Source organism: Pseudomonas sp. R3.Fl (assembly GCF_023516765.1).
In the GTDB taxonomy this organism is placed as follows: domain Bacteria; phylum Pseudomonadota; class Gammaproteobacteria; order Pseudomonadales; family Pseudomonadaceae; genus Pseudomonas; species Pseudomonas citronellolis.
On sequence record NZ_JAMGSO010000001.1, the window covers coordinates 5,177,625 to 5,204,338 of the forward strand.

General features: G+C 66.7%; 28 protein-coding genes and 1 tRNA gene. 24 read left to right on the plus strand and 5 right to left on the minus strand.

All coding sequences use genetic code 11. The annotated features are described in order from the left end of the window. Positions 1-124 precede the first annotated feature (124 nt). Both lptF and lptG read left to right on the plus strand, forming a co-directional pair. Positions 125-1,249 (plus strand): LPS export ABC transporter permease LptF, encoded by a 1,125-nt coding sequence (lptF, locus tag M8R19_RS22835; protein ID WP_249919002.1) that lies wholly within the window; start codon positions 125-127, stop codon positions 1,247-1,249. Next, entirely contained in the window at positions 1,242-2,309 is a 1,068-nt protein-coding gene (gene lptG / locus M8R19_RS22840; RefSeq protein WP_249919003.1) for an LPS export ABC transporter permease LptG, read from the plus strand. Before lptF ends, lptG begins: the two co-directional genes overlap by 8 nt. A 286-nt stretch (positions 2,310-2,595) precedes the next feature. Here lptG and M8R19_RS22845 read toward each other — a convergent pair whose 3' ends face one another. Next, positions 2,596-3,108, minus strand: a complete 513-nt coding sequence (locus M8R19_RS22845) for an RDD family protein (RefSeq protein ID WP_249919004.1) — start codon at positions 3,106-3,108, stop codon at positions 2,596-2,598. Between the two features lie 168 nt (positions 3,109-3,276). Here M8R19_RS22845 and M8R19_RS22850 point away from each other — a divergent pair, with 168 nt between their 5' ends. Further along, positions 3,277-4,818, plus strand: coding sequence for an EAL domain-containing protein (locus tag M8R19_RS22850; RefSeq protein WP_249919005.1), 1,542 nt, complete (start codon positions 3,277-3,279; stop codon positions 4,816-4,818). Positions 4,819-4,911: 93 nt separating this feature from the next. On the opposite strand, the gene M8R19_RS22855 is transcribed toward M8R19_RS22850, so the two are convergent. From M8R19_RS22855 to M8R19_RS22865, 3 genes are all read right to left on the minus strand, one after another. After that, a complete protein-coding gene (locus M8R19_RS22855) occupies positions 4,912-5,238 on the minus strand; it encodes a hypothetical protein (protein WP_249919006.1) in 327 nt (108 codons plus the stop codon). A gap of 90 nt (positions 5,239-5,328) precedes the next feature. Continuing rightward, positions 5,329-6,774, minus strand: a complete 1,446-nt coding sequence (locus M8R19_RS22860; RefSeq protein ID WP_249919007.1) for a SulP family inorganic anion transporter — start codon at positions 6,772-6,774, stop codon at positions 5,329-5,331. Between the two features lie 133 nt (positions 6,775-6,907). Continuing rightward, positions 6,908-6,993: transfer RNA gene (locus M8R19_RS22865), tRNA-Leu, on the minus strand. Positions 6,994-7,096: 103 nt separating this feature from the next. Here M8R19_RS22865 and queA point away from each other — a divergent pair. The 6 genes from queA to M8R19_RS22895 all read left to right on the plus strand — a co-directional run bounded on the left by queA (position 7,097) and on the right by M8R19_RS22895 (position 13,228). Next, a complete protein-coding gene (gene queA / locus M8R19_RS22870) occupies positions 7,097-8,140 on the plus strand; it encodes a tRNA preQ1(34) S-adenosylmethionine ribosyltransferase-isomerase QueA (protein WP_009616153.1) in 1,044 nt (347 codons plus the stop codon). Between the two features lie 12 nt (positions 8,141-8,152). Then, on the plus strand, positions 8,153-9,271 hold the full coding sequence (gene tgt / locus M8R19_RS22875) for a tRNA guanosine(34) transglycosylase Tgt (RefSeq protein ID WP_134163504.1): 1,119 nt from the start codon (positions 8,153-8,155) through the stop codon (positions 9,269-9,271). 39 nt (positions 9,272-9,310) lie between these two features. Further along, the gene (gene yajC / locus M8R19_RS22880; RefSeq protein ID WP_249919008.1) at positions 9,311-9,649 is read left to right on the plus strand and encodes a preprotein translocase subunit YajC; all 339 of its coding nucleotides are present in this window, start codon (positions 9,311-9,313) and stop codon (positions 9,647-9,649) included. 66 nt (positions 9,650-9,715) lie between these two features. After that, positions 9,716-11,578 carry a protein translocase subunit SecD gene (secD, locus tag M8R19_RS22885; RefSeq protein ID WP_249919009.1) on the plus strand — a complete coding sequence of 621 codons (1,863 nt, stop codon included), beginning with the start codon at positions 9,716-9,718 and terminating at the stop codon, positions 11,576-11,578. Positions 11,579-11,591: 13 nt separating this feature from the next. Beyond that, positions 11,592-12,509 carry a protein translocase subunit SecF gene (gene secF, locus M8R19_RS22890; protein WP_009616157.1) on the plus strand — a complete coding sequence of 306 codons (918 nt, stop codon included), beginning with the start codon at positions 11,592-11,594 and terminating at the stop codon, positions 12,507-12,509. A 182-nt stretch (positions 12,510-12,691) separates the two neighbouring features. Beyond that, positions 12,692-13,228: a glycine zipper 2TM domain-containing protein gene (locus M8R19_RS22895; RefSeq protein ID WP_009616158.1), complete on the plus strand. Its 537-nt coding sequence runs from the start codon at positions 12,692-12,694 to the stop codon at positions 13,226-13,228. Positions 13,229-13,626: 398 nt separating this feature from the next. Here the strand turns inward: M8R19_RS22895 and suhB are convergent, their stop codons facing one another. After that, positions 13,627-14,442 (minus strand): type III secretion system regulator SuhB, encoded by an 816-nt coding sequence (suhB, locus tag M8R19_RS22900; protein WP_009616159.1) that lies wholly within the window; start codon positions 14,440-14,442, stop codon positions 13,627-13,629. A gap of 152 nt (positions 14,443-14,594) precedes the next feature. Here suhB and trmJ point away from each other — a divergent pair, with 152 nt between their 5' ends. The 15 genes from trmJ (at position 14,595) to ispG (ending at position 26,707) form a co-directional block, all read left to right on the plus strand. Next, positions 14,595-15,374, plus strand: a complete 780-nt coding sequence (trmJ, locus tag M8R19_RS22905) for a tRNA (cytosine(32)/uridine(32)-2'-O)-methyltransferase TrmJ (RefSeq protein WP_074978989.1) — start codon at positions 14,595-14,597, stop codon at positions 15,372-15,374. After that, positions 15,367-16,143 carry a serine O-acetyltransferase gene (gene cysE, locus M8R19_RS22910; protein ID WP_249920213.1) on the plus strand — a complete coding sequence of 259 codons (777 nt, stop codon included), beginning with the start codon at positions 15,367-15,369 and terminating at the stop codon, positions 16,141-16,143. The genes trmJ and cysE overlap by 8 nt, the downstream gene beginning before the upstream one ends. Positions 16,144-16,283: 140 nt before the next feature. Next, the gene (gene iscR / locus M8R19_RS22915) at positions 16,284-16,781 is read left to right on the plus strand and encodes a Fe-S cluster assembly transcriptional regulator IscR (RefSeq protein WP_009616162.1); all 498 of its coding nucleotides are present in this window, start codon (positions 16,284-16,286) and stop codon (positions 16,779-16,781) included. A 28-nt stretch (positions 16,782-16,809) separates the two neighbouring features. Further along, positions 16,810-18,024, plus strand: a complete 1,215-nt coding sequence (locus M8R19_RS22920) for an IscS subfamily cysteine desulfurase (protein ID WP_074978986.1) — start codon at positions 16,810-16,812, stop codon at positions 18,022-18,024. 28 nt (positions 18,025-18,052) lie between these two features. Next, a complete protein-coding gene (gene iscU / locus M8R19_RS22925) occupies positions 18,053-18,439 on the plus strand; it encodes a Fe-S cluster assembly scaffold IscU (RefSeq protein WP_074978984.1) in 387 nt (128 codons plus the stop codon). A gap of 25 nt (positions 18,440-18,464) precedes the next feature. Next, on the plus strand, positions 18,465-18,788 hold the full coding sequence (iscA, locus tag M8R19_RS22930; RefSeq protein ID WP_009616165.1) for an iron-sulfur cluster assembly protein IscA: 324 nt from the start codon (positions 18,465-18,467) through the stop codon (positions 18,786-18,788). A gap of 7 nt (positions 18,789-18,795) precedes the next feature. Next, positions 18,796-19,317: a co-chaperone HscB gene (gene hscB, locus M8R19_RS22935; RefSeq protein ID WP_043273029.1), complete on the plus strand. Its 522-nt coding sequence runs from the start codon at positions 18,796-18,798 to the stop codon at positions 19,315-19,317. Between the two features lie 45 nt (positions 19,318-19,362). Beyond that, entirely contained in the window at positions 19,363-21,222 is a 1,860-nt protein-coding gene (hscA, locus tag M8R19_RS22940; protein ID WP_074978981.1) for a Fe-S protein assembly chaperone HscA, read from the plus strand. Positions 21,223-21,228: 6 nt separating this feature from the next. Next, entirely contained in the window at positions 21,229-21,567 is a 339-nt protein-coding gene (fdx, locus tag M8R19_RS22945; RefSeq protein WP_074978979.1) for an ISC system 2Fe-2S type ferredoxin, read from the plus strand. A gap of 10 nt (positions 21,568-21,577) precedes the next feature. After that, positions 21,578-21,778, plus strand: a complete 201-nt coding sequence (gene iscX, locus M8R19_RS22950) for a Fe-S cluster assembly protein IscX (RefSeq protein WP_074978977.1) — start codon at positions 21,578-21,580, stop codon at positions 21,776-21,778. A 407-nt stretch (positions 21,779-22,185) separates the two neighbouring features. After that, entirely contained in the window at positions 22,186-22,617 is a 432-nt protein-coding gene (ndk, locus tag M8R19_RS22955; protein ID WP_074978975.1) for a nucleoside-diphosphate kinase, read from the plus strand. Positions 22,618-22,644: 27 nt separating this feature from the next. Continuing rightward, positions 22,645-23,787 carry a dual-specificity RNA methyltransferase RlmN gene (gene rlmN / locus M8R19_RS22960; protein ID WP_074979114.1) on the plus strand — a complete coding sequence of 381 codons (1,143 nt, stop codon included), beginning with the start codon at positions 22,645-22,647 and terminating at the stop codon, positions 23,785-23,787. Positions 23,788-23,805: 18 nt separating this feature from the next. Next, entirely contained in the window at positions 23,806-24,561 is a 756-nt protein-coding gene (gene pilW / locus M8R19_RS22965; RefSeq protein WP_009616172.1) for a type IV pilus biogenesis/stability protein PilW, read from the plus strand. Beyond that, positions 24,558-25,592: a helix-turn-helix domain-containing protein gene (locus M8R19_RS22970; protein WP_074978972.1), complete on the plus strand. Its 1,035-nt coding sequence runs from the start codon at positions 24,558-24,560 to the stop codon at positions 25,590-25,592. Before pilW ends, M8R19_RS22970 begins: the two co-directional genes overlap by 4 nt. Positions 25,593-25,594: 2 nt before the next feature. Beyond that, positions 25,595-26,707, plus strand: coding sequence for a flavodoxin-dependent (E)-4-hydroxy-3-methylbut-2-enyl-diphosphate synthase (gene ispG / locus M8R19_RS22975; RefSeq protein ID WP_249919010.1), 1,113 nt, complete (start codon positions 25,595-25,597; stop codon positions 26,705-26,707). The last annotated feature ends 7 nt before the right edge of the window (positions 26,708-26,714 follow it).

The window sequence follows — 26,714 nt, forward strand, 5'->3', positions numbered from 1 at the left end:
CCCGGCGAATCGCAGGATAATGCCGCGTATTTTTCACCGGCCCGTCGTAGGGCGTGCCGGCAGTGCCTCACGGCGGCTAGTTTGAGCGTAGCCGCCCGAGCGTGACAACCCTGGAGTGCCCGGTTTGATTGTCTTCCGTTACCTGTCCCGTGAAGTGCTGATCACCATGAGCGCGGTGAGCGCCGTGCTGCTGGTCATCATCATGAGCGGCCGCTTCATCAAGTACCTGGCGCAGGCCGCCCAGGGCATGCTGGACCCCGGCTCGCTGTTCATGATCATGGGCGTGCGCCTGCCCGGCTTCCTCCAGCTGATCCTGCCCCTGGGCCTGTTCCTCGGCATCCTGCTGGCCTATGGCCGGCTGTACCTGGAAAGCGAGATGACCGTGCTCACCGCCACCGGCATGAGCCAGCAGCGCCTGCTGGGCTACAGCATGGCCCCGGCGGCGCTGGTGGCCGCGCTGGTGGCCTGGCTGAGCCTGTCGCTGGCGCCCCAGGGCATCGCCCAGATGCAGCTGATCCTGAACAAGCAGGACGCCATGACCGAGTTCGACACCCTGGCGCCGGGCCGCTTCCAGTCGATGCGCGACGGCTCGCGGGTGACCTACACCGAGCAGCTGAGCAACGACCGCACCGAGCTGGGCGGGGTGTTCATCTCCGACAAGAACCCGCCGCGCAACGGCCAGGACCGCGGCCTCGCGGTGCTGGTGGCGACCAGCGGCCAGCAGCAGATCCACCCCGACGGCAGCCGCTACCTGATCCTCAAGGACGGCTTCCGCTACGACGGCGTGCCCGGCCAGGCCGACTACCGCGCCATCAGGTACGACACCTACGGCGTGCTGCTGCCCAAGCCGGAGGTGAGCAGCGAGATCGACGACCGCGACGCCATCCCCACCAGCGACCTGTTCGCCAGCAAGGAGCCGCGCATGCGCTCGGAGCTGCAGTGGCGCTTCTCCATCCCGTTGCTGGTGTTCATCGTCACCCTGCTGGCGGTGCCGCTGTCCAGGGTCAACCCGCGCCAGGGCCGCTTCCTCAAGCTGCTGCCGGCGGTGCTGCTGTACATGGCCTACCTGGCCCTGCTGATCGCCGCCCGCGGCATGCTCGACAAGGGCAAGATCCCCATGGCCCTGGGGCTATGGTGGGTGCATGCGATCTTCCTGGCCATCGGCCTGCTGCTGGCCTTCTGGGAACCGCTGAGTCTGAAATGGGCGGCCTCGCGCGCACGCTCCGTGAAGGAGCGCAAGCATGCGTAAGCTCGACAGCTACATCGGCACCACCATCTTCGTCGCCATTCTCGCCGTGCTGGGGGTGATCCTCGGCCTGGCCCTGCTGTTCGCCTTCATCGACCAGTTGGGCGCCCTGGACGAGAACTACACCCTGGGCGTGGCCCTGAAGTACGTGCTGCTCACCGCGCCCAGCCGCGCCTACGACATGCTGCCGATGGCCGCGCTGATCGGCTGCCTGGTGGGCCTGGGCACCCTGGCCAGCAACAGTGAGCTGACCATCATGCGCGCCGCCGGGGTGTCGCTGCAGCGCATCGTCTGGGCGGTGATGAAGCCGATGCTGGTGCTGATGTTCGCCGGCATCCTGATCGGCGAATACGTGGTGCCCTACACCGAGACCCAGGCCCAGAGCGACCGCGCGCTGGCGCAGAGCAGCGGCGGCGCGGTCAGCTCGCGCAATGGCCTGTGGCACCGCCAGGGCCAGGAATTCATCCACATCAACGTGGTGCAGGCCGACGGCACCCTGCTGGGCGTGACGCGCTACGACTTCGCCGAGGGCCACGTGCTCAAGAGCGCCAGTTTCGCCAAGCGCGCGGTATTCCACGACGGCCAGTGGGCGCTGGAAGAGGTGACCACCACGCTGCTGCACCCGCAGGAGAAGCGCAGCGAAGTGGTCAGCACGCCGTCGGAAGCCTGGAGCATCCAGCTCAGCCCTCAGTTGCTCAGCACCGTGGTGATGGAGCCCGAGGCGCTGTCCATCAGCGGCCTGTGGGAATACATCCACTACCTCAAGGACCAGGGTCTGAGCACCAACCGCTACTGGCTGGCGTTCTGGACCAAGGTGCTGCAGCCGGCGGTGACCGCGGCGCTGGTGCTGATGGCCATTTCCTTCATCTTCGGCCCGCTGCGCAGCGTGACCCTCGGCCAGCGGGTGTTCACCGGGGTGCTGGTGGGCTTTACCTTCCGCATCGCCCAGGATCTGCTGGGGCCGTCGAGCCAGGTATTCAACTTCCCGCCGTTGCTGGCGGTGCTGCTGCCGGCGGCGATCTGTGCGTTGTTGGGGGCGTGGTTGCTCAAGCGGGCGGGGTGATATCCCGGACGGTTCGGTGCGGGTGGCGGGTCCAATCGCGGACGGAGTCCGCTCCTACGGTTCCAGGAAGCACGGCTTTTCGTAGGATGGCGTTGAGCGAAGCGATACCCATCACCACGGCAGCATGGGTATCGCAAGCTCAACCCATCCTACGAAGAGCACCTCGGCGCAAGACAGGTTCAGGGAAGCACGGGCGTAGGAGCGGACTCTGTCCGCGATTGGATTCCCAGGCCACGCCGGACGCCCCGGCGGCACGAACGGCCCCCTCTCCCTTCACGCCCCAGCCTCAGCCCCGCCCCTGCGTCGCCTTGCGCACCGCCTTGGGAATCTGGATCACCACGCTCTCCGAATAGCGGTCGTGCCAGGTGCGCTTGTCCTTGTCCCTGAGCATCCACAGGAAGCCCAGCCCGCCGCAGGCCCAGGAGCCGATGGCGATCATGAAGCGCAGCAGCGCCTGCATCAGGCTGATCGGCGTGCCGTCGGCGTTCTGCACGCGCACGCCCCAGACCTGCATGCCGAGGGTCTGGCCCTTGTGCGTCCAGAACTTGGCGAAGAAGGCGAACAGGCTGATGAACAGCAGGCTGGACAGCAGCGGGTCGCCGACCAGCCCGCCCTGGTCGGCGAGCTGCCGGAGCTTTTCGCCGCCAAGGATCAGGCGCAGCAGCACCTGCTGGTAGAGCAGGGTGACCACCATCAGCAGGGCCACGCAGAGCAGGAAGTCGTAGAACATGGCCGCGAAGCGGCGCAGCAGGGGCGCGGGGGGGAAGTTCCCCTCCGGCTGGAGTCGGGCTTTGGGCATGGCGTCGTTCGGCGCTCGGAGCAGGGACGAGGGCGGGGATTATACGACCTTTGGCCGATCGCCACCGAGGCCAGGGTGCCGCAGGCGGAATGATCTACGCTGGTTTCAGGCGCCCGCTCAGGCTGCTCGCCGAGCCCGATGACAGCGGCGGCGCCCGGGATGACACGGATGCCTGGATCGAGCAAAGTCCGGCGCCTGCTCTGGCGCCTGTGCGTTTCCCTGCTGGTCGCCCTGCTGCCGCTGCTGCTGGGCGGGGGCATCATCTATTGGCAGACACTGGTCAGCCTCCAGCGTGAAGCGGGGCTCGCCTCGAACGAGGCGCTGCACCTGATCGACGTGATGCTCGGCAACGCCGCCGGCTCGGCGCGGGCCACCATCGCCTACGCCGAAGGGCCATGCGCCGCGGCCGAGCTGGTGCTGCGCGAACAGGTCGCCACCGTGCCCTTCGTGCGCACCGTCAACCTGGTGCGTGATGGCCGGGTGTTCTGCAGCTCGCTGTTCGGCAACGTCGACGAAGCGGTGAACACGGCCGATTTCGTCGACGGGCGCCTCAACCTGTTGCCCGGCAATGCGGTGACGCCGGACTTCGCGCTGATCGTGTACCGCCTGGCCGAAGGTCCCGCCGCCGTGCTGGCGGCGGTGGACGGGCGCTACCTGAGCAACGTCCTGCAACTGGTGGACCAGCGCAGCGAACTGCTGGTCCAGGTCGGCCCGCGCTGGATGGACGAGGCGGGCGAGGTGCACGAGGGCGCGCCCGACGCCTTCCCCCTGGCCGAGACGCAGCAGACCTCGACGCGCTTTCCCTACCAGGTGGTCGGTGGCTTCCCGGCCGGCGCCCAGTGGGGAGTGATGCGCGACGACTACTGGCCGCTGTTCGCCATGCTGGCGGTGCTCGGCGGGTTGTTCGGCCTCGGTTGCTACTGGATGCTGGGGCGCGCGGCGACGCCTGCCCGCGAGATCGAGCGGGCCATGTACGCCGGCGAATTCGTGCCCTTCCTCCAGCCGCTGGTGGACGCCGCCAGCGGCCGCTGGATCGGCGCCGAGGTGCTGATGCGCTGGCGCCACCCGCGCGCGGGACTGGTCAGCCCGGACATCTTCATTCCCCTGGCCGAGCAGAGCGGCCTGATCGTGCCCATGACCCGCGCGCTCTTGCAGCAATTGGCGGCCCAGTTGCCTAAGCACGCGCACCTGCTGGGCGACGGCTTCCACCTGGGCGTCAACGTCAGCGCCGTGAATTGCCGCAGCAGCAGCCTGTTGACCGATTGCCTGGATTTCCTCGGCGCTTTCCCGGTGGGCTCGGTGCAACTGATGCTGGAGCTGACCGAGCGCGAACTGATCGACACCCCCACCGACGACCTGCTCGGCTGCCTGCGCGACCTGGGCGTGACCCTGGCGATAGACGACTTCGGCACCGGCCATTCCAGCCTGGCCTACCTGCGCCGCTTCCGCGTGGACGCCCTGAAGATCGACAAGAGCTTCGTCGCCACCGTCGACGACGACAGCCGCTCCCGGCACATCCTCGACAGCATCCTCGACCTCTGCGACCGCCTGGACCTGCAGGTCATCGCCGAAGGCATCGAGACGCCGGCGCAGCGCGACTACCTGGCGGCCCGCGGCGTGCCTTGCCTGCAGGGCTACCTGTTCGGCAAGCCGATGCCGCTGGCGGAGTTCGTCGCCGAACTGGAGCGCCGCGTCCGTACAGGCGTCTAGGGCGGCGGCGCGCCGAACTGCGTGGCCCGTAAAGATGCCGAGCCTATGCATGCCGACGGCGCCCAGCGGGCACCGCCGGCAGCGCAGCGGCGATCAGACGTACGCTTGGGCGCGGCGGCTGCCGCGGGGCAGGCGGGTCTTGCCGGACAGGGCGCTCAGGCGCGCCTGCCAGGCTTGCCGGGCGGCGTCGCGGCCGGGTTGTGCCGGGGCGCGGGCGGGCTGCTTGCCCTTCGGCGCCGCAGCCGGCGCAGGGCTCGGAACGGCGGGCGCGGTGCCCGTGGCTTCCTGCGCCTGGGTAAAGGCGTTGGTGCGGCGGCAGGTCTTGCAGCTGACCTGCGCGACATCCTGCGAGCCCGCCACGTTCGGGTCGCTGCGGCCGCAAGCGGCCTGGCTGGTGCCAATCAGGAAGTGAGTGACCATGTGGACCTCCTAGTCAAAAAAGGGGCGGCATTATTCCACAGGGTTCCCGGCGCGCCAGCGCTGCCGGTCATTTTCGGAAGAACGTCCGAATCAGCCGTGCTGTACCCCGGCACGCTTGAACAACTGCTTGCAACGCTCGGACAGGTGCACCACGCGCAGGTGCTTGCCGGCCCTGGCATAGCGCTCGCGCAGAGTCTTCAGCGCGGCGATGGCCGAGTAGTCGACGAAGCTCAGGTGGCGGCAGTCCAGGGTGACCTGCTGCGGGTCGCCGGCGGGGTCGAACTGCTCCAGGAAGGGCGTGGTGGAGGCGAAGAACAGCGTGCCGTGGAGGCGGTAGAGCTTGCTGCCGTCGGCCTCCAGGTGGCTGTCGGCGTACAGCTCGCGGGCATGCTTCCAGGCGAAGTCCAGGGCGGCGACGACGATGCCGCAGAGCACCGCGGTGGCCAGGTCGGTGGACACGGTGATGACGGTCACCACGATGATCACCAGCACGTCGCTCGCCGGCACCTTGTTCAGCACCCGCAGCGAGGCCCAGGCGAAGGTCTGCTGGGCCACCACGAACATCACCCCGACCAGCGCCGCCAGCGGGATGCGCTCGATCAGCGGGGAGAGGAACAGCACGAAGAGCAGGATCATCACCCCGGCGACCACCCCGGAAACCCGCCCGCGGCCGCCGGAGCCGAGGTTGATCATGGTCTGGCCGATCATGGCGCAGCCGCCCATGCCGCCGAACGCGCCGGAGACCATGTTGGCCGCGCCCAGGGCCACGCACTCGCGGTCCGGGTAGCCGCGGCTCTGGGTGATCTCGTCGGTGAGGTTGAAGGTCAGCAGGGTTTCCAGCAGGCCGACCAGCGCCATGAGGATGGCGTAGGGCGCGATGATCCGCAGCGTCTCCAGGTTCCACGGCACCTGCGGTAGGGCGAAGGCGGGCAGGCCGCCGGCGATGTGCGCCATGTCGCCGAGGGTGCGCGTGGGCAGGCCGAGCAGGTACACCAGCAGGCCGACGCCGAGGATCGCCACCAGCGCCGGCGGCACCGCGCGGGTCAGCTTCGGCAGCAGGTAGACGATGGCCATGGTCAGCGCCACCAGGCCCAGCATCAGGTACAGCGGCGCGCCGCCGAGCCAGGCCCCGCCGGCCTTGAAGTGCTCCAGCTGGGCCAGGGCGATGACGATCGCCAGGCCGTTGACGAAGCCCAGCATCACCGGGTGCGGCACCATGCGCACCAGCTTGCCCAGGCGCAGCAGGCCGAAGGCGATCATCACCAGGCCGCCCAGCAGCACGGTGGCCAGCAGGTACTGCACGCCGTGCTGCACCACCAGCGCCACTATCACCACGGCCATGGAGCCGGCGGCCCCGGAAACCATGCCCGGCCGCCCGCCGAACAGGGCGGTGAGGGTGCAGATGAAAAAGGCGCCGTACAGGCCCATCAGCGGGTTGAGGTGGGCCACCAGGGCGAAGGCGATGCACTCGGGCACCAGGGCGAAGGACGTGGTGAGGCCGGCCAGGATGTCGGCGCGCAGACGGGCGGGTTTCATGGCGTTCCTGAAGTTGGACCGCAATGGGCGGTCGCGGGCGGTGCGCAAGGCGTCGCGCGGGTGCGCGCAGGCAACAAAAAACCGGCTCAAGGGCCGGTTCTTCTGGTGTTCCGAGATTCACTGGGAATCTGGATGGTGCCCCGGGAGAGACTCGAACTCTCACTCTGTCGCCAGAAACGGATTTTGAATCCGCCGCGTCTACCATTCCGCCACCGAGGCAATGGCGCGGCAGTATAGGGAGGCCCTCGGTACCGGTCAATCCACCCGCGTGGCGATGCCATCGCAATTCCAGTAATATATCCGGCCCTTCGAGATATACCCCATGCGCGTCGCCGACTTCCATTTCGATCTGCCCGAGGCCCTGATCGCCCGCCATCCGCTCGCCGAACGTCGCGCCAGCCGCCTGCTGGTGCTGGACGGGCCGAGCGGCGCCCTAAGCCACCGTCACTTCGCCGACCTGCTGGAATACCTGCGGCCGGGCGACCTGATGGTGTTCAACAACACCCGGGTGATCCCGGCGCGGCTGTTCGGCCAGAAGGAGTCCGGCGGCAAGCTGGAAATCCTCGTCGAGCGCGTGCTGGACAGCCGCCGCGTGCTGGCCCACGTGCGTTCCAGCAAGTCGCCCAAGCCGGGTTCGAAGATCCTCATCGACGGCGGCGCCGAGGCGCAGATGCTGCAGCGCCACGACGCGCTGTTCGAACTGGGCTTCGCCGAGGACGTGCTGCCGTTGCTGGAGCGGGTCGGGCACATGCCGCTGCCTCCCTATATAGACAGGCCCGACGAGGCCGCCGACCGCGAGCGCTACCAGACCGTCTATGCCGAGCGCGCCGGCGCCGTGGCCGCGCCCACCGCCGGGCTGCATTTCGATGAAGGGCTGCTGGCGGCCATCCGCGAGAAGGGCGTGGACACCGCCTTCGTCACCCTGCACGTCGGCGCCGGCACCTTCCAGCCGGTGCGCGTGGAGAAGATCGAAGACCACCACATGCACAGCGAGTGGCTGGAGGTCGGCCAGGACGTGGTCGACGCCGTGGCCGCCTGCCGAGCGCGCGGTGGCCGGGTGATCGCCGTCGGCACCACCAGCGTGCGTTCGCTGGAGAGCGCGGCCCGCGACGGCCAGCTCAAGCCGTTCAGCGGCGACACCGACATCTTTCTCTACCCGGGCCGGCCCTTCCATGTGGTCGACGCCCTGGTGACCAACTTCCACCTGCCCGAGTCGACCTTGCTGATGCTGGTCTCGGCCTTCGCCGGCTACCCGCAGACCATGGCCGCCTACGCCGCGGCGGTGGAGCACGAGTACCGTTTCTTCAGCTACGGCGATGCCATGTTCATCACCCGCAACCCCGCGCCGCGCGGGCCCGAGGACTGATCCATGAGTTTCATGAAGTTCGAACTGCTGGCCACCGACGGCAAGGCCCGGCGCGGCCGCCTGAGCTTCCCCCGCGGGGTGGTCGAGACCCCGGCGTTCATGCCGGTGGGCACTTATGGCACGGTCAAGGGCATGTTGCCGCGCGACATCGAGGGCATAGGCGCGCAGATCATCCTCGGCAACACCTTCCACCTGTGGCTGCGCCCGGGCACCGAGGTGATCCGCAAGCACGGCGACCTGCACGACTTCATGCAGTGGCAGGGGCCGATCCTCACCGACTCCGGCGGTTTCCAGGTGTTCAGCCTGGGCGCGCTGCGCAAGATCAAGGAAGAGGGCGTGTACTTCGCCTCGCCGGTGGACGGCGCCAAGGTCTTCATGGGCCCCGAGGAGTCCATGGCGGTGCAGCGCGCGCTGGGTTCGGACATCGTGATGATCTTCGACGAGTGCACCCCGTATCCGGCCGAGTTCGACGTGGCCAAGCGTTCCATGGAGCTGTCGCTGCGCTGGGCCAAGCGCTCGAAGATCGCCCATGGCGACAGCCCCTCGGCGCTGTTCGGCATCGTCCAGGGCGGCATGCATGAAGAGCTGCGCATGCGCTCGCTGGAGGGCCTGCAGGAGATCGGCTTCGACGGCCTGGCCATCGGCGGCCTGTCGGTGGGCGAGCCCAAGGAAGAGATGATCCGCGTGCTGGACTTCCTGCCGCCGCGCATGCCGGCCGACAAACCCCGTTACCTGATGGGGGTGGGCAAACCCGAGGACCTCGTGGAAGGTGTGCGCCGCGGCGTCGACATGTTCGACTGCGTGATGCCCACGCGCAACGCGCGCAACGGCCATCTGTTCGTCGACACCGGGGTGATCAAGATCCGCAACGCCGTGCACAAGCACGACGAATCGCCGCTGGACCCGACCTGCGATTGCTACACCTGCAAGCACTTCTCCCGCGCCTACCTCTACCACCTGGACAAGTGCGGGGAAATGCTCGGCAGCATGCTCAATACCATCCATAACTTGCGGCATTATCAGCGGCTTATGGCTGGTTTGCGCGAGGCAATCCAACAGGGTACATTGGCCGCCTTTGTCGACGCCTTCTATGCCAAACGCGGCCTTCCGACGCCGCCGTTGGGCGATTGATCCCGATTATCCAAAAGAATATAGAGACAGGAGTATCCGATGAGCTTTCTGATTCCCGCCGCCTACGCCGACGCCGCTGCTCCGGCCGCCGCAGGCCCGGTCGGCACTGGTTTTGAGTGGGTCTTCCTGGTCGGCTTCCTGGTCATCTTCTACCTGATGATCTGGCGTCCGCAGGCCAAGCGTAACAAGGAGCACAAGAGCCTCCTGTCCAACCTGCAGAAGGGTGACGAAGTCGTCACTTCCGCCGGTATCGCCGGCAAGGTGCTGAAAGTCGCCGAGGACTTCGTGGTCGTCGAAGTCGCCGACAACGTCGAGCTGAAGTTCCAGAAGGGCGCCATCGCCGCGACCCTGCCGAAAGGCACGCTCAAGGCCATCTGAGTTCCAGGCAAAGAAAACCAATAGACGGGGCGCATGAAGCGCCCCGCGTCATAACGGGCGGTACCAATGCTCAACAAATATCCCCTGTGGAAATACCTGCTGATCCTGGCGGTGCTTGCCGTCGGCTTCATCTATTCCGCACCCAACCTCTATCCGGACGATCCGGCCGTGCAGGTCAGCGGCGCCAGCAGCGCGCTGCAGATCACCCAGGCCGACATCGACAAGGCCAGCAAGGCGCTGACCGACGCCGGCATCGCCGTCAAGGCGGGCAGCCTCGGCAAGAACAGCGGCCTGATCCGCCTGGTCAAGCAGGAAGACCAGCTTCCCGCCAAGGACATCGTGCGTCGCGCCCTGGGCGACGACTACGTGGTCGCCCTGAACCTGGCGCAGACCACCCCGAACTGGCTGCGCAACATCGCCGCCCACCCGATGAAGCTGGGTCTCGACCTTTCCGGCGGCGTGCACTTCCTCCTCGAAGTGGACATGGACAAGGCCGTTGACGCCCGCCTGAACGTCTACGAGAGCGAGATCAAGAGCGCCCTGCGCAAGGAGCGCCTGCGCTACCGCAGCCTGCCGGTGCAGGACCGCGCCATCCAACTGGGCTTCACCGACGACGAATCGCTGGACAAGGCCAAGGCGCTGATCGCCAAGGACTACCGCGACTTCGAGGTGACCCAGGATTCGCGCAACGGCATGCAGGTGCTGCGCCTGGCCATGACCGCGGCCAAGCTCGCCGAGATCCGCGAATACTCGATCAAGCAGAACCTCACCACCGTGCGCAACCGCGTCAACGAGCTGGGCGTGTCCGAGCCGCTGGTGCAGCGCCAGGGCGCCAACCGCATCGTGGTCGAGCTGCCGGGCGTGCAGGACACCGCCGAAGCCAAGCGCATCCTCGGCAAGACCGCCAACCTGGAATTCCGCCTGGCCGCCGAGCCCGACGCCATCAAGTCGGCCACCGAGACCTTCGAGTTCCGCGAGCCGCGCCGCCCGCCGGTGGCCCTGGAGCGCAGCGTGATCATCACCGGCGACCAGGTCACCGACGCCAGCGCCAGCTTCGACGAGAACGGCCGCCCGCAGGTGAACATCCGCCTCGACGGCCACGGCGGCGAGCTGATGAACCGCGCCACCCGCAACAACGTCGGCCGCAGCATGGCCGTGGTGTTCATCGAGCAGAAGCCGATCACCCGCTATGCCAAACAGGTGGTCGACGGCGTCGAGCAGGAAGTCGCCGTCCCGGCCTTCAAGGAAGAGAAGAAGATCATCAGCCTGGCGACCATCCAGTCGGCCCTGGGCAACCAGTTCCGCATCACCGGCCTCGACGGCCCGGGCGAATCCTCGGAACTGGCCCTGCTGCTGCGCGCTGGCGGCCTGGCCGCGCCGATGTACTTCGCCGAGGAACGCACCATCGGCCCGAGCCTGGGTGCGGACAACATCGCCAAGGGCATCGACGCCTCGTTGTGGGGCATGGTGTTCGTGTCGCTGTTCATCATCGTCATCTACCGCTTCTTCGGCGTGATCGCCACCGTCGCCCTGGGCTTCAACATGGTCCTGCTGGTGGCGCTGATGTCGATCCTCGGCGCGACCCTGACGCTGCCGGGCATCGCCGGTATCGTGCTGACCATGGGCATGGCGGTAGACGCCAACGTGCTGATCTTCTCGCGGATACGCGAGGAACTGGCCGGCGGCATGTCGGTGCAGCGCGCCATCCACGAAGGCTTCAACCGCGCCTTCACCGCCATCGTCGACGCCAACCTGACCTCGCTGCTGGTCGGCGGCATCCTCTACGCCATGGGCACCGGCCCGGTGAAGGGCTTCGCCGTGACCATGTCGCTGGGCATTCTCACCTCGATGTTCACGGCCATCATGGTCACCCGCGCAATGGTCAACCTGATCTTCGGCGGGCGTGACTTCAAGAAGCTGTGGATCTAAGGGGGATCATGAGATGAATATCAAGATCGGTACCATCAACTTCATGGGCGTGCGCAACATTGCGTTCGCCGCCACCCTGGTCCTCACCCTGATCGCCCTCGGCAGCTGGATCACCAAGGGCATCAACTTCGGCCTGGACTTCACCGGTGGCACCCTCATCGAGCTGAACTACCAGCAGCCGGCCGACCTGGGCAAGGTCCGCGACGAGCTGGTCAAGGCCGGCTACGCCGAGGCCGTGGTGCAGAGCTTCGGCGACACCAGGGACGTGCTGGTGCGCATGCCCAGCGAAGACCCGGAGCTGGGCAAGAAGGTCGCCGCGGCGCTGCAGCAGGCTGACACCCAGAACCCGGCCAGCCTCAAGCGCGTGGAGTACGTCGGCCCGCAGGTCGGCGAGGAACTGCGCGACCAGGGCGGCCTGGGCATGCTCCTGGCCCTGGGCGGCATCCTCATCTACGTCGGCTTCCGCTTCCAGTGGAAGTTCGCCGTGGGCGCCATTCTCTCGCTGATCCACGACGCCATCATCGTGATGGGCGTGCTGTCGTTCTTCCAGATCACCTTCGACCTGACCGTGCTCGCCGCGGTGCTGGCGGTGGTGGGCTACTCGCTGAACGACACCATCGTGATCTTCGACCGGGTGCGCGAGAACTTCCGCGTGCTGCGCAAGGCCAGCCTGATCGAGAACATCAACATCTCGACCAGCCAGACCCTGCTGCGGACCCTGGCCACCTCGATCTCCACCCTGCTGGCCATCGCCGCGCTGCTGTTCTTCGCCGGCGACAACCTGTTCGGCTTCTCCATCGCGCTGTTCGTCGGCGTGCTGGCCGGCACCTACTCGTCGATCTACATCGCCGACGTGGTGCTGATCTGGCTGAAGCTCTCGGCCGAGGACCTGATCCCGCCGCAGGCCAAGGAAGTCGACGACCGCCCCTGAGGCCGTCCTGCCGTCCTTCGAAACTCCCGCTCCGGCGGGAGTTTTTCTTTGTGCGCGATCCGGCCGTGTGTCGGCATGCAGTGGCGCATCGTGAAGGAATGTCGGAACTTTCCTAAGAATTCCCTGCTCCAAGGCAAGGACAAGGGCAGGTGCCCGTATGAAAGGAAAGCCAGGAGGTCTATGTGAACAAGTCGTTGCTCATCGGTACCGTGTTGGGCGCAGTCGGCGTTACGGCAGGTGGAGCGGTGGCCACGTACAGCCTGGTGGACCGTGGCCCCGAGTACGCCGAGGTGGTCGCCGTCCAGCCGGTCAAGGAGACCATCAAGACGCCGCGCCAGGTCTGCAAGGACGTGGCGGTCACCCACCAGCGCCCGGTCAAGGACCAGCACCAGATCGTCGGCACCGCCATCGGCGCCATCGCCGGCGGCCTGCTGGGCAACCAGATCGGCGGCGGCAATGGCAAGAAGATCGCCACCGTGGCCGGTGCGGTCGGCGGCGGCTACGCCGGCAACAAGGTGCAGGAAGGCATGCAGGAGCGTGACACCTACACCACCACCGAAACCCGCTGCAGCACCGTGAACGACACCAGCGAGAAAGTGGTGGGCTACGACGTCAAGTACATGCTCGACGGCAAGGCCGGCCAGGTGCGCATGGACCGCGACCCGGGCAGCCAGATCCCGGTGGACAAGAGCGGCCGGTTGATCCTCAGCCAGCAGTAAGCATCGAAGCACGAGAAGGCGCCCCGCGGGGCGCCTTCTTCGTTTCCGGCAGAAGCTCTTTGTAGGAGCGAGCTTGCTCGCGAATGAGCCCCGCAGCGGAGTCTGTTCGCGAGCAAGCTCGCTCCTACGAGAATCCGTGCCGCCCATAGCGTAGGAGCGGATCTTATCCGCGAATCGCGCCGATACCTCCGGCTATCGCGGACAAGGTCCGCTCCTACAGGGGGCTGTGCCGAGGTGCTTTCGTAGGATGGGTTGAGCTTGCGATACCCATCGGGCCATGGTGATGGGTATCGCTTCGCTCAACCCATCCTACGGGGAGTTGAGCTTGCCGGAGGACTCGCTGGATGCGCCCAACAAAAAGCCCGGCACATGGCCGGGCTTTTTCATTCCGCTGGCGCTCAGCGCTTGAACGACGGCGGCAGGTGCGGCTGGATGCTGGTCAGCAGCGCCTTGAAGCACTTGGTGTTGCCGGCGACGATGTGGCCCTTCTCGAGGAATTCGTGGCTGCCGGTGAAGTCGCTCACCAGGCCGCCGGCTTCCTGCACCAGCAGGGCGCCCGCAGCCATGTCCCACTCGGACAGGCCGAACTCCCAGAAGGCGTCGAAGCGGCCGGCCGCGACGTAGGCCAGGTCCAGGCTGGCGGCGCCGGCGCGGCGGATGCCGGCGGTCTGGCCGACCAGGCTGCGGAACATGCCCAGGTAGGCGTCCAGATGGTCCAGCTGGCTGTCGCGGAACGGGAAGCCGGTGCCCAGCAGGGCGCCTTCCAGGCTCTTGCGGTTGCTCACCCGCAGGCGGCGGCCGTTCAGTGCGGCGCCGCGGCCGCGGCTGGCGGTGAATTCTTCCTGGCGCACCGGGTCGAGGACCACGGCGTGCTCCAGGCGGCCCTTGTACTTGCAGGCGATGCTGACGGCGAAGTGCGGGACGCCATGGATGAAGTTGGTGGTGCCGTCCAGCGGGTCGATGATCCACAGGTAGTCGGCGCCTTCGCCGCTGCCCTCGAGGTAGCCGCCTTCCTCGCCCATGATGCCGTGGTTCGGGTAGGCCTTGCGCAGGGCGGTGACGATGCTGAGTTCGGCGGCGCGATCGACTTCGGTGACGTAGTCCTTGGCGTCTTTTTCGTTGACCGAGAGGGTGTCCAGGCGTTCGATGGAGCGGAAGATCAGTTCACCGGCGCTGCGGGCCGCGCGCAGGGCGATGTTCAGCATGGGCTGCATGGAGAGGTCACCTGGATGATGTTAAAGAAAGCCGAACATTGTACCAGAAAACCGTGGCGCTCATAGGGCGGCCTGTCGCTTGCGTGGCGCAAGACCGAGCGCTGCGGTAGGATTCCGTTCCTTTTCGTATCTGCTTGTGTGGAGAGCTTCGGTTGCTCGACAGAATTCGCGTGGTGCTGGTGAACACCAGTCATCCCGGCAATATCGGCGGTACCGCCCGGGCCATGAAGAACATGGGCCTGTCGCGCCTGGTGCTGGTCGACCCTATGGACTTCCCCAGCGGCGAGGCGGTGGCCCGCGCCTCCGGGGCGACCGACATCCTTGACGCCGCCCAGGTGGTGCCGACCCTGGAAGACGCCCTGGTGGGCTGCAGCCTGGTGCTCGGCACCAGCGCCCGTGACCGGCGCATCCCCTGGCCGTTGCTCGACCCCCGCGAGTGCGCGACCACCAGCCTGCAGCACGCCCAGCAGGGCGGCGAGGTGGCCCTGGTGTTCGGCCGCGAGTACGCGGGTTTGACCAACGAAGAATTGCAGCGATGTCAGTTCCACGTGCACATTCCCGCCAACCCCGAGTTCAGCTCGCTGAACCTGGCGACGGCGGTCCAGGTGCTCGCCTACGAGGTGCGCATGGCCTGGCTGGCCGCCGAAGGCCAGCCGACCAAGCAGGAGAAGCTGGAGACCACCGCCATGCTCAACAGCCTGCCGGTCACCGCCGACGAGCTGGAGCGCTTCTACGCGCACCTGGAGTCCACCCTGGTCGACATCGGCTTCCTCGATCCGCAGAAGCCGCGGCACCTGATGTCGCGCCTGCGCCGCCTGTACGGCCGCGCCGGGGTCAGCAAGCTGGAGATGAATATCCTCCGGGGTATCCTCACCGAAACACAGAAGGTCGCGCAGGGCGCGGCCTGCAAGCGGAGTGAAGATGATGTTTGAGCGTGTGCGCGAAGATATCCAGAGCGTATTCCATCGCGACCCGGCAGCGCGCAATGCCTTCGAGGTACTCACCTGCTACCCCGGCCTGCACGTCGTGTGGCTGCACCGCCTGGCGCACCTGCTGTGGGCCTCCGGCTGGAAGTGGCTGGCGCGCCTGGTGTCCAACTTCGGCCGCTGGATGACCGGCATCGAGATCCACCCCGGCGCCAGGATCGGCCGGCGCTTCTTCATCGACCACGGCATGGGCATCGTCATCGGCGAGACCGCCGAGATCGGTGACGACGTCACCCTCTACCAGGGCGTGACCCTCGGCGGCACCAGCTGGAACAAGGGCAAGCGCCACCCGACCCTGGCCGATGGCGTGGTGGTCGGCGCCGGCGCCAAGGTACTCGGCCCGTTCACCGTCGGCGCCGGGGCGAAAGTGGGCTCCAACGCCGTGGTCACCAAGGAAGTGCCGCCGGGCGCCACCGTGGTGGGCATTCCCGGGCGCATCATCATGAAGGACGACGCCGAGCAGTTGGCCAAGCGCCAGGCCATGGCCGAGAAGCTCGGCTTCGACGCCTACGGCGTCAGCCAGGACATGCCCGACCCGGTGGCGCGTGCCATCGGTCAGTTGCTCGACCACCTGCAGGCGGTGGACGGCCGGCTGGAAGGCATGTGTCAGGCGCTGACGGCCCTGGGTAGCGACTATTGTGCGAAAAAGCTGCCGGAGCTGCGTGAAGAGGACTTCGCCGGCGTGAAGGATGAAGAGGGCAAGGCGGCGCATTGATGCGCCGCTAACGATTTCCTGCTACATTATGCCGCCCTTCGCTGGCTAATCCCGAGTAATTTGATAGGTCTTATAGTTGACTTAAATACTCGGAAAATGGCATTCTTCTGCCAGTCCAGTGATCCATTCGGGAATGTCCCATGCGTTTGACCACCAAAGGCCGCTATGCCGTAACCGCCATGCTCGACCTGGCGTTGCATGCCCAGCGTGGTCCGGTTTCCCTGGCGGACATTTCCGAGCGCCAGGGCATATCCCTGTCCTATCTCGAACAGCTGTTCGCCAAGTTGCGCCGTGGCAACCTGGTGACCAGCGTGCGCGGTCCCGGCGGCGGCTACCAGCTGTCCCGCGACATGGCCGGCATCCACGTCGCCCAGGTGATCGATGCGGTCAACGAATCGGTCGACGCCACGCGCTGCCAAGGGCAGGGGGATTGCCACTCCGGCGACACCTGCCTGACCCACCACCTTTGGTGCGACCTCAGCCAGCAGATCCACGAATTCCTCAGCGGCATCAGCCTCGCCGACCTGGTCGAGCGCCGTGAAGTCCAGGAAGTCGCGCAGCGGCAGGATGAGCGTCGTTGCGGAGGCACCGGCAAACGGCCGAGCCTCGATAAGATTGAAGCGTCCGCCATCGATTGAGCGCGCGCCAGCCTGTAGGAGTTACCTGATGAAATTGCCGATCTACCTCGACTACTCCGCTACCACCCCGGTGGACCCGCGCGTCGCTCAGAAGATGGCTGACTGCCTGCTGGTGGACGGCAACTTCGGCAACCCCGCCTCGCGCTCCCACGTGTTCGGCTGGAAGGCCGAGGAAGCCGTGGAGAACGCCCGCCGCCAGGTCGCCGAGCTGGTCAATGCCGACCCCCGCGAGATCGTCTGGACCTCCGGCGCGACCGAGTCCGACAACCTCGCCATCAAGGGCGTGGCGCACTTCTACGGCAGCAAGGGCAAGCACATCGTCACCTCGAAGATCGAGCACAAGGCGGTGCTGGACACCACCCGCCAGCTGGAGCGCGAAGGCTTCGAAGTGACTTACCTCGACCCCACCGAGGAAGGCCTGATCACCCCGGCCATGGTCGAGGCGGCGCTGCGTGACGACACCATCCTGGTCTCGATCATGCACGTGAACAACGAGATCGGCACCATCAACGACATCGCCGCCATCGGCGAGCTGACCCGCTCGCGCGGCATCCTGTTCCACGTCGACGCCGCGCAGTCCACCGGCAAGGTCGACATCGACCTGGACAAGCTCAAGGTCGACCTGATGTCCTTCTCCGCCCACAAGACCTACGGTCCCAAGGGCATCGGCGCCCTGTACGTGCGCCGCAAGCCGCGCGTGCGCCTGGAAGCCCAGATGCACGGTGGCGGCCACGAGCGCGGCATGCGTTCGGGCACCCTGGCCACCCACCAGATCGTCGGCATGGGCGAGGCCTTCCGCATCGCCAAGGAAGAGATGCACGCCGAGAACGAGCGCATCCGCGCCCTGCGCGACCGCTTCTTCGCCAAGCTCGACGGCCTGGAGGAGCTCTACGTCAACGGCAGCCTGACCCAGCGCGTGCCGCACAACCTGAATCTGAGCTTCAACTACGTGGAAGGCGAGTCGCTGATCATGGCCCTGAAGGACCTCGCGGTCTCTTCCGGTTCGGCCTGCACCTCCGCCTCCCTGGAGCCGTCCTACGTGCTGCGCGCCCTGGGCCGCAACGACGAGCTGGCGCACAGTTCCATCCGTTTCACCTTCGGCCGCTTCACCACCGAGGAAGAGGTCGATTACGCCGCCGGTATCGTGGGGCAAGCCGTTTCCAAGCTGCGCGAGCTCTCGCCGCTGTGGGACATGTTCAAAGAGGGTGTCGACCTGTCCAAGGTCGAATGGCAGGCCCACTGACCCGCCCCATAGAGAGTGAGGATTAGCCATGGCATACAGTGACAAGGTCATCGACCACTACGAAAACCCGCGCAACGTCGGCAAGCTCGACGCCGAGGATCCCGATGTCGGCACCGGCATGGTCGGCGCGCCGGCCTGCGGCGACGTGATGCGCCTGCAGATCAAGGTCAACGAGCAGGGCGTGATCGAAGACGCCAAGTTCAAGACCTACGGCTGCGGTTCGGCCATCGCCTCCAGCTCCCTCGCCACTGAGTGGATGAAGGGCAAGACCCTGGACGAGGCCGAAGCCATCAAGAACACCACCATCGCCGAAGAGCTGGCCCTGCCGCCGGTGAAGATCCACTGCTCGGTGCTCGCCGAGGACGCCATCAAGGCGGCCGTGCGCGACTACAAGCAGAAGAAGGGTCTGCTCTAACCGCTCAGTTGAGTAAGGAGTTCCCATGGCCATCAGCATGACCGAAGCCGCCGCCAAGCATGTCCAGCGCTCCCTCGAGGGGCGCGGCAAGGGCGAGGGCATTCGTCTTGGCGTGCGCACCACCGGGTGTTCCGGCCTGGCCTACGTGCTCGAGTTCGTCGATGAGCTGGCGCCCGAGGACCTGGTCTACGAGAGCCACGGCGTGAAGGTCATCATCGACCCGAAGAGCCTGGTCTACCTCGACGGCACCGAGTTGGACTTCACCAAGGAAGGCCTCAACGAGGGCTTCAAGTTCAACAACCCGAACGTTCGTGGCGAGTGCGGCTGCGGCGAAAGCTTCAACGTCTGAGGCCGGCGTGGGTAGTCCTTGTCACTTCGCGCTCTTCGACCTGCAGCCGGCTTTCCGCCTCGATCTGGATGCCCTTGGCCAGCGTTATCGTGAGCTGGTCCGCAGCGTCCACCCGGACCGCTTCGCCGATGCTTCCGAGCGCGAGCAGCGCGTGGCGCTGGAGCGCGCCGCCGAGCTGAACGACGCCTACCAGACGCTGAAGAGCGCGCCGCGCCGGGCGCTGTACCTGCTGTCCCTGCGTGGCCAGGCGCTGCCGCTGGAAGCCACGGTGCAGGACCCGGAGTTCCTCCTGCAGCAGATGCAGCTGCGCGAGGAGTTGGAAGACCTGCAGGACAGCGCCGATCTGGATGGCGTAGCCGCCTTCAAGCGCCGCCTGAAGGCTGCCCAGCAGCAGCTGGAGGACAGCTTCGCCGATTGCTGGGACGACGCCGCGCGCCGCGAGCAAGCCGAGCGCCTGGTGCGCCGCATGCAGTTTCTCGACAAGCTGGCGCAGGAAGTGCGCCAACTCGAAGAGCGACTCGACGATTAATCCGCGCGGCCCGCGCCGCGCCCGTTACGCCTGATTAGAAGCCGCATGGTCCTATTGCAGATCGCCGAGCCCGGACAAACCCCTCAGCCGCACCAGCGCCGGCTGGCCGTGGGCATCGACCTGGGCACCACCAATTCCCTGGTCGCCGCCGTACGCAGCGGCGTCGCCGCACCCCTGGCCGATGCCGAGGGGCGCCTGATCCTGCCGTCGGCGGTGCGCTACCTGGCCGACCGCGTCGAGGTCGGCGAGTCGGTCAAGCGCGGCGCCTCCGCCGACCCGCTGAACTCCATCATCTCGGTCAAGCGCCTGATGGGCCGTGGCCTGGAGGATGTGAAGCAGCTCGGTGGCCAGTTGCCCTACCGCTTCACCCAGGGCGAGTCGCACATGCCGTTCATCGAGACCGTGCAGGGCCCGAAAAGCCCGGTCGAGGTCTCCGCGGAAATCCTCCGCAGCCTGCGCCAGCGCGCCGAAGCCACCCTGGGCGGTGAGCTGGTCGGCGCGGTGATCACGGTGCCGGCGTATTTCGACGACGCCCAGCGCCAAGCCACCAAGGACGCCGCGCGCCTGGCCGGCCTGCACGTGCTGCGCCTGCTCAACGAGCCCACCGCCGCGGCGGTCGCCTACGGCCTGGACAAGAACGCCGAGGGCGTGGTGGCCATCTATGACCTGGGCGGCGGCACCTTCGACATTTCCATCCTGCGCCTGACCCGTGGCGTCTTCGAGGTCCTGGCCACCGGCGGCGACAGCGCGCTGGGCGGCGACGACTTCGACCATGCCATCGCCAGTTGGATCATCCAGCAGGCCGGCGCTTCCGACGACCTCGACCCGGGCAGCCAGCGCCAACTGCTGCAGGCCGCCTGCGCGGCGAAGGAAGCCCTGACCCTCAACGAAAGCGTCGAGGTCGCCTATGGCGACTGGCGCGGCAAGCTGGACCGCAGCCAGCTGGATGCCCTGATCGAACCCTTCGTCGCCCGCAGCCTCAAGGCCTGCCGCCGCGCCGTGCGCGACTCCGGCATCGAGCTGGAGGACATCGGCGCCGTGGTCATGGTCGGCGGCTCCACCCGCGTGCCGCGCGTGCGCCAGGCGGTGGGCGAGCTGTTCGGCCGCGAGCCGCTGGTGGATATCGACCCCGACCAGGTGGTGGCCATCGGCGCCGCCATCCAGGCCGATGCCCTGGCCGGCAACAAGCGCGGCGAAGAGCTGCTGTTGCTGGACGTCATCCCGCTGTCCCTGGGGCTCGAGACCATGGGCGGGCTGATGGAGAAGGTGATCCCGCGCAACACCACCATCCCGGTGGCCCGCGCCCAGGAATTCACCACCTACAAGGATGGCCAGACGGCCATGATGATCCACGTGCTGCAGGGCGAGCGCGAGCTGGTCAAGGACTGCCGCTCCCTGGCGCGCTTCGAGCTGCGCGGCATCCCGCCGATGGTGGCCGGCGCGGCGAAGATCCGCGTCAGCTTCCAGGTGGACGCCGACGGCCTGCTGGCGGTGTCCGCCCGCGAGATGAGCTCCGGCGTCGAGGCGAGCATCCAGGTCAAGCCGTCCTACGGCCTGACCGACGGCGAGATCGCCCGCATGCTGCAGGACTCCTTCCAGTACGCCGGCGACGACATGAACGCCCGTGCGCTGCGCGAGCAGCAGGTGGAGGCCGAGCGCCTGCTCGAAGCCGTGCGCTCGGCGCTGGACGCCGATGGCGAGCGCCTGCTGGACGCCGACGAGCGGCTGGCCATCGAGGCCGGCATGGATACCCTGCGCGAACTGGCCGCCGGTAGCGATACCGCCGCCATCGAGCAACAGATCAAGCGTCTGTCCCAGGTGACCGACGCCTTCGCCGCGCGACGGATGGACGCTTCCGTCAAGGCCGCCCTGGCCGGTCGCCGGCTCAACGAAATCGAGGAATAAGCGAAGATGCCGCAGATCGTATTTCTGCCCCACCCCGAGCATTGCCCGGAGGGCGCGGTGGTCGAGGCCCAGCCGGGCGAGACCATCCTCAAGGCTGCGCTGCGCAACGGCATCGACATCGAGCACGCCTGCGAGATGTCCTGCGCCTGCACCACCTGCCACGTGGTCGTGCGCGAGGGCTTCAACTCCATGGAGCCTTCCGACGAGCTGGAAGACGACATGCTGGACAAGGCCTGGGGCCTGGAGCCTGATTCGCGCCTGTCCTGCCAGGCGGTGGTGGCGGACGAGGACCTGGTGGTGGAGATTCCGAAATACACCATCAACCAGGTTTCCGAAGGTCATTGAGGGAGCGGACATGAGCCTGAAATGGACCGATGTGCTGGAAATCGCCATCCAGCTGGCGGAAAGCCATCCCGACGTGGACCCGCACTACGTCAACTTCGTCGACCTGCACAACTGGGTGGTCGGCCTGCCGGAGTTCAGCGACGATCCGTCGCGTGGCGGCGAGAAAGTCCTGGAAGCCATCCAGGGCGCCTGGATCGAAGAGGCGGACTGAAAGCGGCGGCAGGCGGCAGGCTGCAGGTGAAGAGCGGGCCTTTCGTAGGATGGGTTGAGCTTGCGAAACCCATGCGGCCACTGTGATGGGTATCGCTTCGCTCAACCCATCCTACGGGTGTGGAAGTGGCCTTTCGCTTTCGCCTGCCGCTTGCGGCCTGTAGCTTGCAGCTGCCCTTATGCTTTTCCCCGAACCCGCGTATAATTCGCGGGTTTTATCTTTAGGTGTTCGGTCAGGTTCCCCGCGGTACCTGCCGGCGCCTGCCGGAACGCCGAGCGTGTACCGGCCCCGTGCGTGCCAGCCAGAGGCTGCCGCTGTCGCGCGGCTCACCCTGAATCACAGAAGCTCCTGGGGCCGCCCCAGGGGCTTCTCGGCATTACCAACCTTGCTTTTCGGAGTTATCCCAAATGGCCCTGCAACGTACCTTCTCCATCATCAAGCCCGACGCCGTCGCCAAGAACGTCATCGGCGAAATCCTGACCCGCTTCGAGAAGGCCGGTCTGCGCGTCGTCGCTTCCAAGATGGTCCAGCTGTCCGAGCGCGAAGCCGGCGGCTTCTACGCCGAGCACAAAGAGCGTCCCTTCTTCAAGGACCTGGTTGCCTTCATGACCTCCGGCCCGGTCGTCGTTCAGGTTCTGGAAGGCGAAGACGCCATCCTGAAAAACCGTGAGCTGATGGGCGCCACCGATCCGAAGAAAGCCGACGCCGGCACCATCCGCGCCGATTTCGCCGTTTCCATCGACGAGAACGCCGTTCACGGTTCCGACTCGGAAGCTTCGGCTGCCCGCGAGATCGCCTACTTCTTCTCCAGCACCGAGGTGTGCGAGCGCATTCGCTGATCCAGGCGAATGGGCGAGGGTGAATCCATGACTGATACCGCTGCAAAGGCCAACCTGCTGGGCATGACCAAGCCCCAGCTCGAGGAATTCTTCGAGTCCATCGGTGAAAAGCGCTTCCGCGCCGGCCAGGTGATGCAATGGATTCACCACTTTGGCGCCGAGGATTTCGACGCCATGACCAATGTCGGCAAGGCCTTGCGCGAAAAGCTCAAGGCCCGTGCCGAGATCCGCGGCCCCGAAGTGGTCAGCCAGGACATCTCCAGCGACGGCACCCGCAAGTGGGTGGTGCGCGTGGCGTCCGGCAGCTGCGTCGAGACCGTGTACATCCCGCAGAACGGCCGCGGCACCCTGTGCGTGTCGTCCCAGGCCGGCTGCGCCCTGGATTGCAGCTTCTGCTCCACCGGCAAGCAGGGCTTCAACAGCGACCTGACCTCCGCCGAGATCATCGGCCAGGTGTGGCTCGCCAACAAATCCTTCGGCACCGTGCCCGGCAAGATCGACCGCGCTATCACCAACGTGGTGATGATGGGCATGGGCGAGCCGCTGCTGAACTTCGATAACGTCGTCACCGCCATGAGCATCATGATGGAGGACTTCGGCTACGGCATCTCCAAGCGCAAGGTGACGCTGTCCACCTCCGGCGTGGTGCCGATGATCGACAAGCTCGGCGAAGTCACCGACGTGTCCCTGGCGCTGTCGCTGCATGCGCCCAACGACGAGCTGCGCAACCAGCTGGTGCCGATCAACAAGAAGTACCCCCTGGCGGTGCTGCTGGACGCCTGCCAGCGCTACATCACCCGCCTGGGCAAGGAGCGCGTGCTGACCGTCGAGTACACCCTGCTCAAGGACGTCAACGACCAGCCCGAGCACGCTGAGCAGATGATCGCATTGCTCAAGGAAATTCCTTGCAAGATCAACCTGATTCCGTTTAATCCGTTCCCCCATTCCGGTTACGAGCGGCCGAGCAACAACTCGATCCGCCGTTTCCAGGACATGCTGCACAAGGGCGGCTTCAACGTCACCGTGCGCACCACCCGCGGCGACGACATCGACGCCGCCTGCGGCCAACTGGTCGGCCAGGTGATGGACCGTACCCGCCGCAGCGAACGCTACATCGCCGTACGCCAGCTGGCGGCCGACGCCGAGAAGGCGCCCGCCAATCGAAACTGATCTCGAGGGAGGATTCCGATGACCTTGCGCGCCGCGCTGTTCGTATTCCTGGCCAGCCTGCTGGCGGGTTGCGTGACGTCTGGGAAGCAGGATCCCCTGAGCACCGCCAAGGGCCGTGAAGAGGCCCGCGACGCCTACATCCAGCTGGCCATCGGCTACCTGCAGAACGGCAATACCGAGCAGGCCAAGGTGCCGCTGCGCCAGGCCCTGGAGCTGGACTCCTCGAGCGCCGACGCCCACGCTGCGCTGGCCCTGGTCTACCAGCAGGAGATGGAGCCCAAGCTGTCCGAGCAGGAATACCGCAAGGCATTGTCCTCGCGCTCGGATGCGCGCATCTGGAACAACTACGGCAGCTTCCTGTACGAACAGAAGCGCTACGACGAGGCCACCAATGCCTTCCAGAAGGCCGCCGAGGACAGCCTCTACCCGGAGCGCTCGCGGGTCTTCGAGAACCTCGGCCTGGTCAGCCTCCAGCTGAAGCAGCGCGAGCAGGCCAAGCAGTACTTCGAAAAGGCCCTGCGCCTGAACCGCCGGCAGCCCAGCGCCTTGCTGGAAATGTCGCAGCTGTCCTATGACGATCGCCAGTACGTGCCGGCGCGCGACTACTACAACGAATACCTGAAGCAGGGACAGCAGAACGCCAAGAGCCTGCTGCTGGGCGTGCGGCTGGCGCGGGTCTTTGACGACAAGGACACCGCCGCCAGCTACGGCCTGCAGCTCAAGCGCCTGTATCCCGCATCCCCCGAATACCAGGCATACCAGGCAGAGAAATGATGAAGACGTCGCAGCCAGAAGTCGCCAGCACGAGCCGCGCCAATCCGGGTGAGGCCTTGCGCCAGGCGCGCGAGAGCAGGGGCTGGTCGACCTCGCAGGTGGCCGGTCAGCTGAACCTCACCGAGAATTCCCTGCGCCAGCTGGAGCTGGGCAATTTCGACAAGCTGCCGGGCCACACCTTCGCCCGCGGCTACGTGCGCGCCTACGCCAAGCTGCTGGGCATGGACCAGGCGCAGATGGTCACCGCCTTCGACCAGTTCACCGGCACCGACGCCACCGGCAGCAACGTGCAGAGCCTCGGCCGGGTGGCCGAGCCGATGCGCCTGTCGCGCAACCTGCTGCGCCTGTTCAGCCTGCTGCTGCTGGCGATCCTGGTGGGCTTCGGCTACTTCTGGTGGCAGGAGCGCGCCGGGCGCAACCTCGCCGAGAACAGCGGCCTGAACCTGGAGCACGTCGAGGTCGAGAGCGCCGACGGCACCACCGAGGTGCACAGCCTCGACGAGCCCGAAGACCAGGCCGTCGCCGAAGACAAGGCCAGCGCGCCGAGCGAGCCGGCCGGCGATACCGCCGCCGCCGAGCCCGAACAGAACGCCGAAGCCCCGGCCAACCCGGCCGAGGCCGCGCCCCAGGTGGCCGCCCCTGCAGCGCCGACTGCTCCCGCCGTACCGGCCGCCAACACTGCTGCCGTGCCTGCGACTCCGGTCGCTCCGGTTGTCCCGGCGGTCCCGGCTGCGCCCGCTGCCGAACCTGTTGCTCCGGCTGCCGCTCCGGTGGTGGCTTCGGCCGGCCAGGGCGTGGTCAAGGTGCAGTTCATCGCCGACTGCTGGACCCAGGTCACCGACGCCGACGGCAAGGTCCTGGTCAGCGCGCTCAAGCGCAAGGGCGACTCTATGGAAGTCGCCGCCAAGGTTCCCCTGGAGCTGCGCCTGGGCTTCGCCCGCGGCGCCCAGGTCAGCTACAACGGCCAGCCGGTCGACGTTTCGCCCTACTCCCGCGGCGAGACGGCACGCATGAAGTTGGGTGGTAACTAAAGATGCATTGCGCTTCTCCGATCAAACGCCGCCACTCCCGCAAGATCTGGGTCGGCTCGGTGCCGGTGGGCGGTGATGCACCCATCGCCGTACAGAGCATGACCAACACCGATACGCTGGACGTGGCCGCCACCGTCGCGCAGATCCGCCGCCTGGAAGACGCCGGCGCGGACATCGTGCGCGTCTCGGTGCCGGACATGGACGCGGCGGAGGCTTTCGGCAAGATCAAGCAGCAGGTCCGCGTGCCGCTGGTGGCCGACATCCACTTCGACTACAAGATCGCCCTGCGCGTGGCCGAGCTGGGCGTCGACTGCCTGCGCATCAACCCCGGCAACATCGGCCGCGAGGACCGCGTCAAGGCGGTGGTGGACGCGGCCCGCGACAAGAACATCCCGATCCGCATCGGCGTCAACGCCGGTTCGCTGGAGAAGGACCTGCAGAAGAAATACGGCGAGCCGACCCCCGAGGCCCTGCTGGAATCGGCCATGCGCCACGTCGAGCATCTCCAGCGCCTGGACTTCCAGAACTTCAAGGTCAGCGTGAAGGCCTCCGACGTGTTCATGGCCGTGGCGGCCTACCGCCTGCTGGCCAAGGAAATCGAGCAGCCGCTGCACCTGGGCATCACCGAGGCCGGGGGCCTGCGTTCGGGCACCGTGAAGTCCGCGGTGGGCCTGGGCATGCTGCTGGCCGAGGGCATTGGCGACACCATCCGCATCTCCCTGGCCGCCGACCCGGTGGAAGAGATCAAGGTCGGTTTCGACATCCTCAAGTCCCTGCACCTGCGCTCGCGCGGCATCAACTTCATCGCCTGCCCGAGCTGCTCGCGGCAGAACTTCGACGTGGTCAAGACCATGAACGAGCTGGAAGGCCGCCTCGAAGACCTGCTGGTGCCGATGGACGTGGCCGTGATCGGCTGCGTGGTCAACGGCCCGGGCGAGGCCAAGGAGGCCCACATCGGCCTCACCGGCGGCACGCCGAACAACCTCGTCTACATCGACGGCAAGCCGGCGCAGAAGCTGCAGAACGAAAACCTGGTGGATGAGCTGGAACGGCTGATCCGCGAAAAAGCGGCCGCCAAGGCCGAAGCCGACGCCGCCCTGATCGTGCGCGGCTGACCGCAAC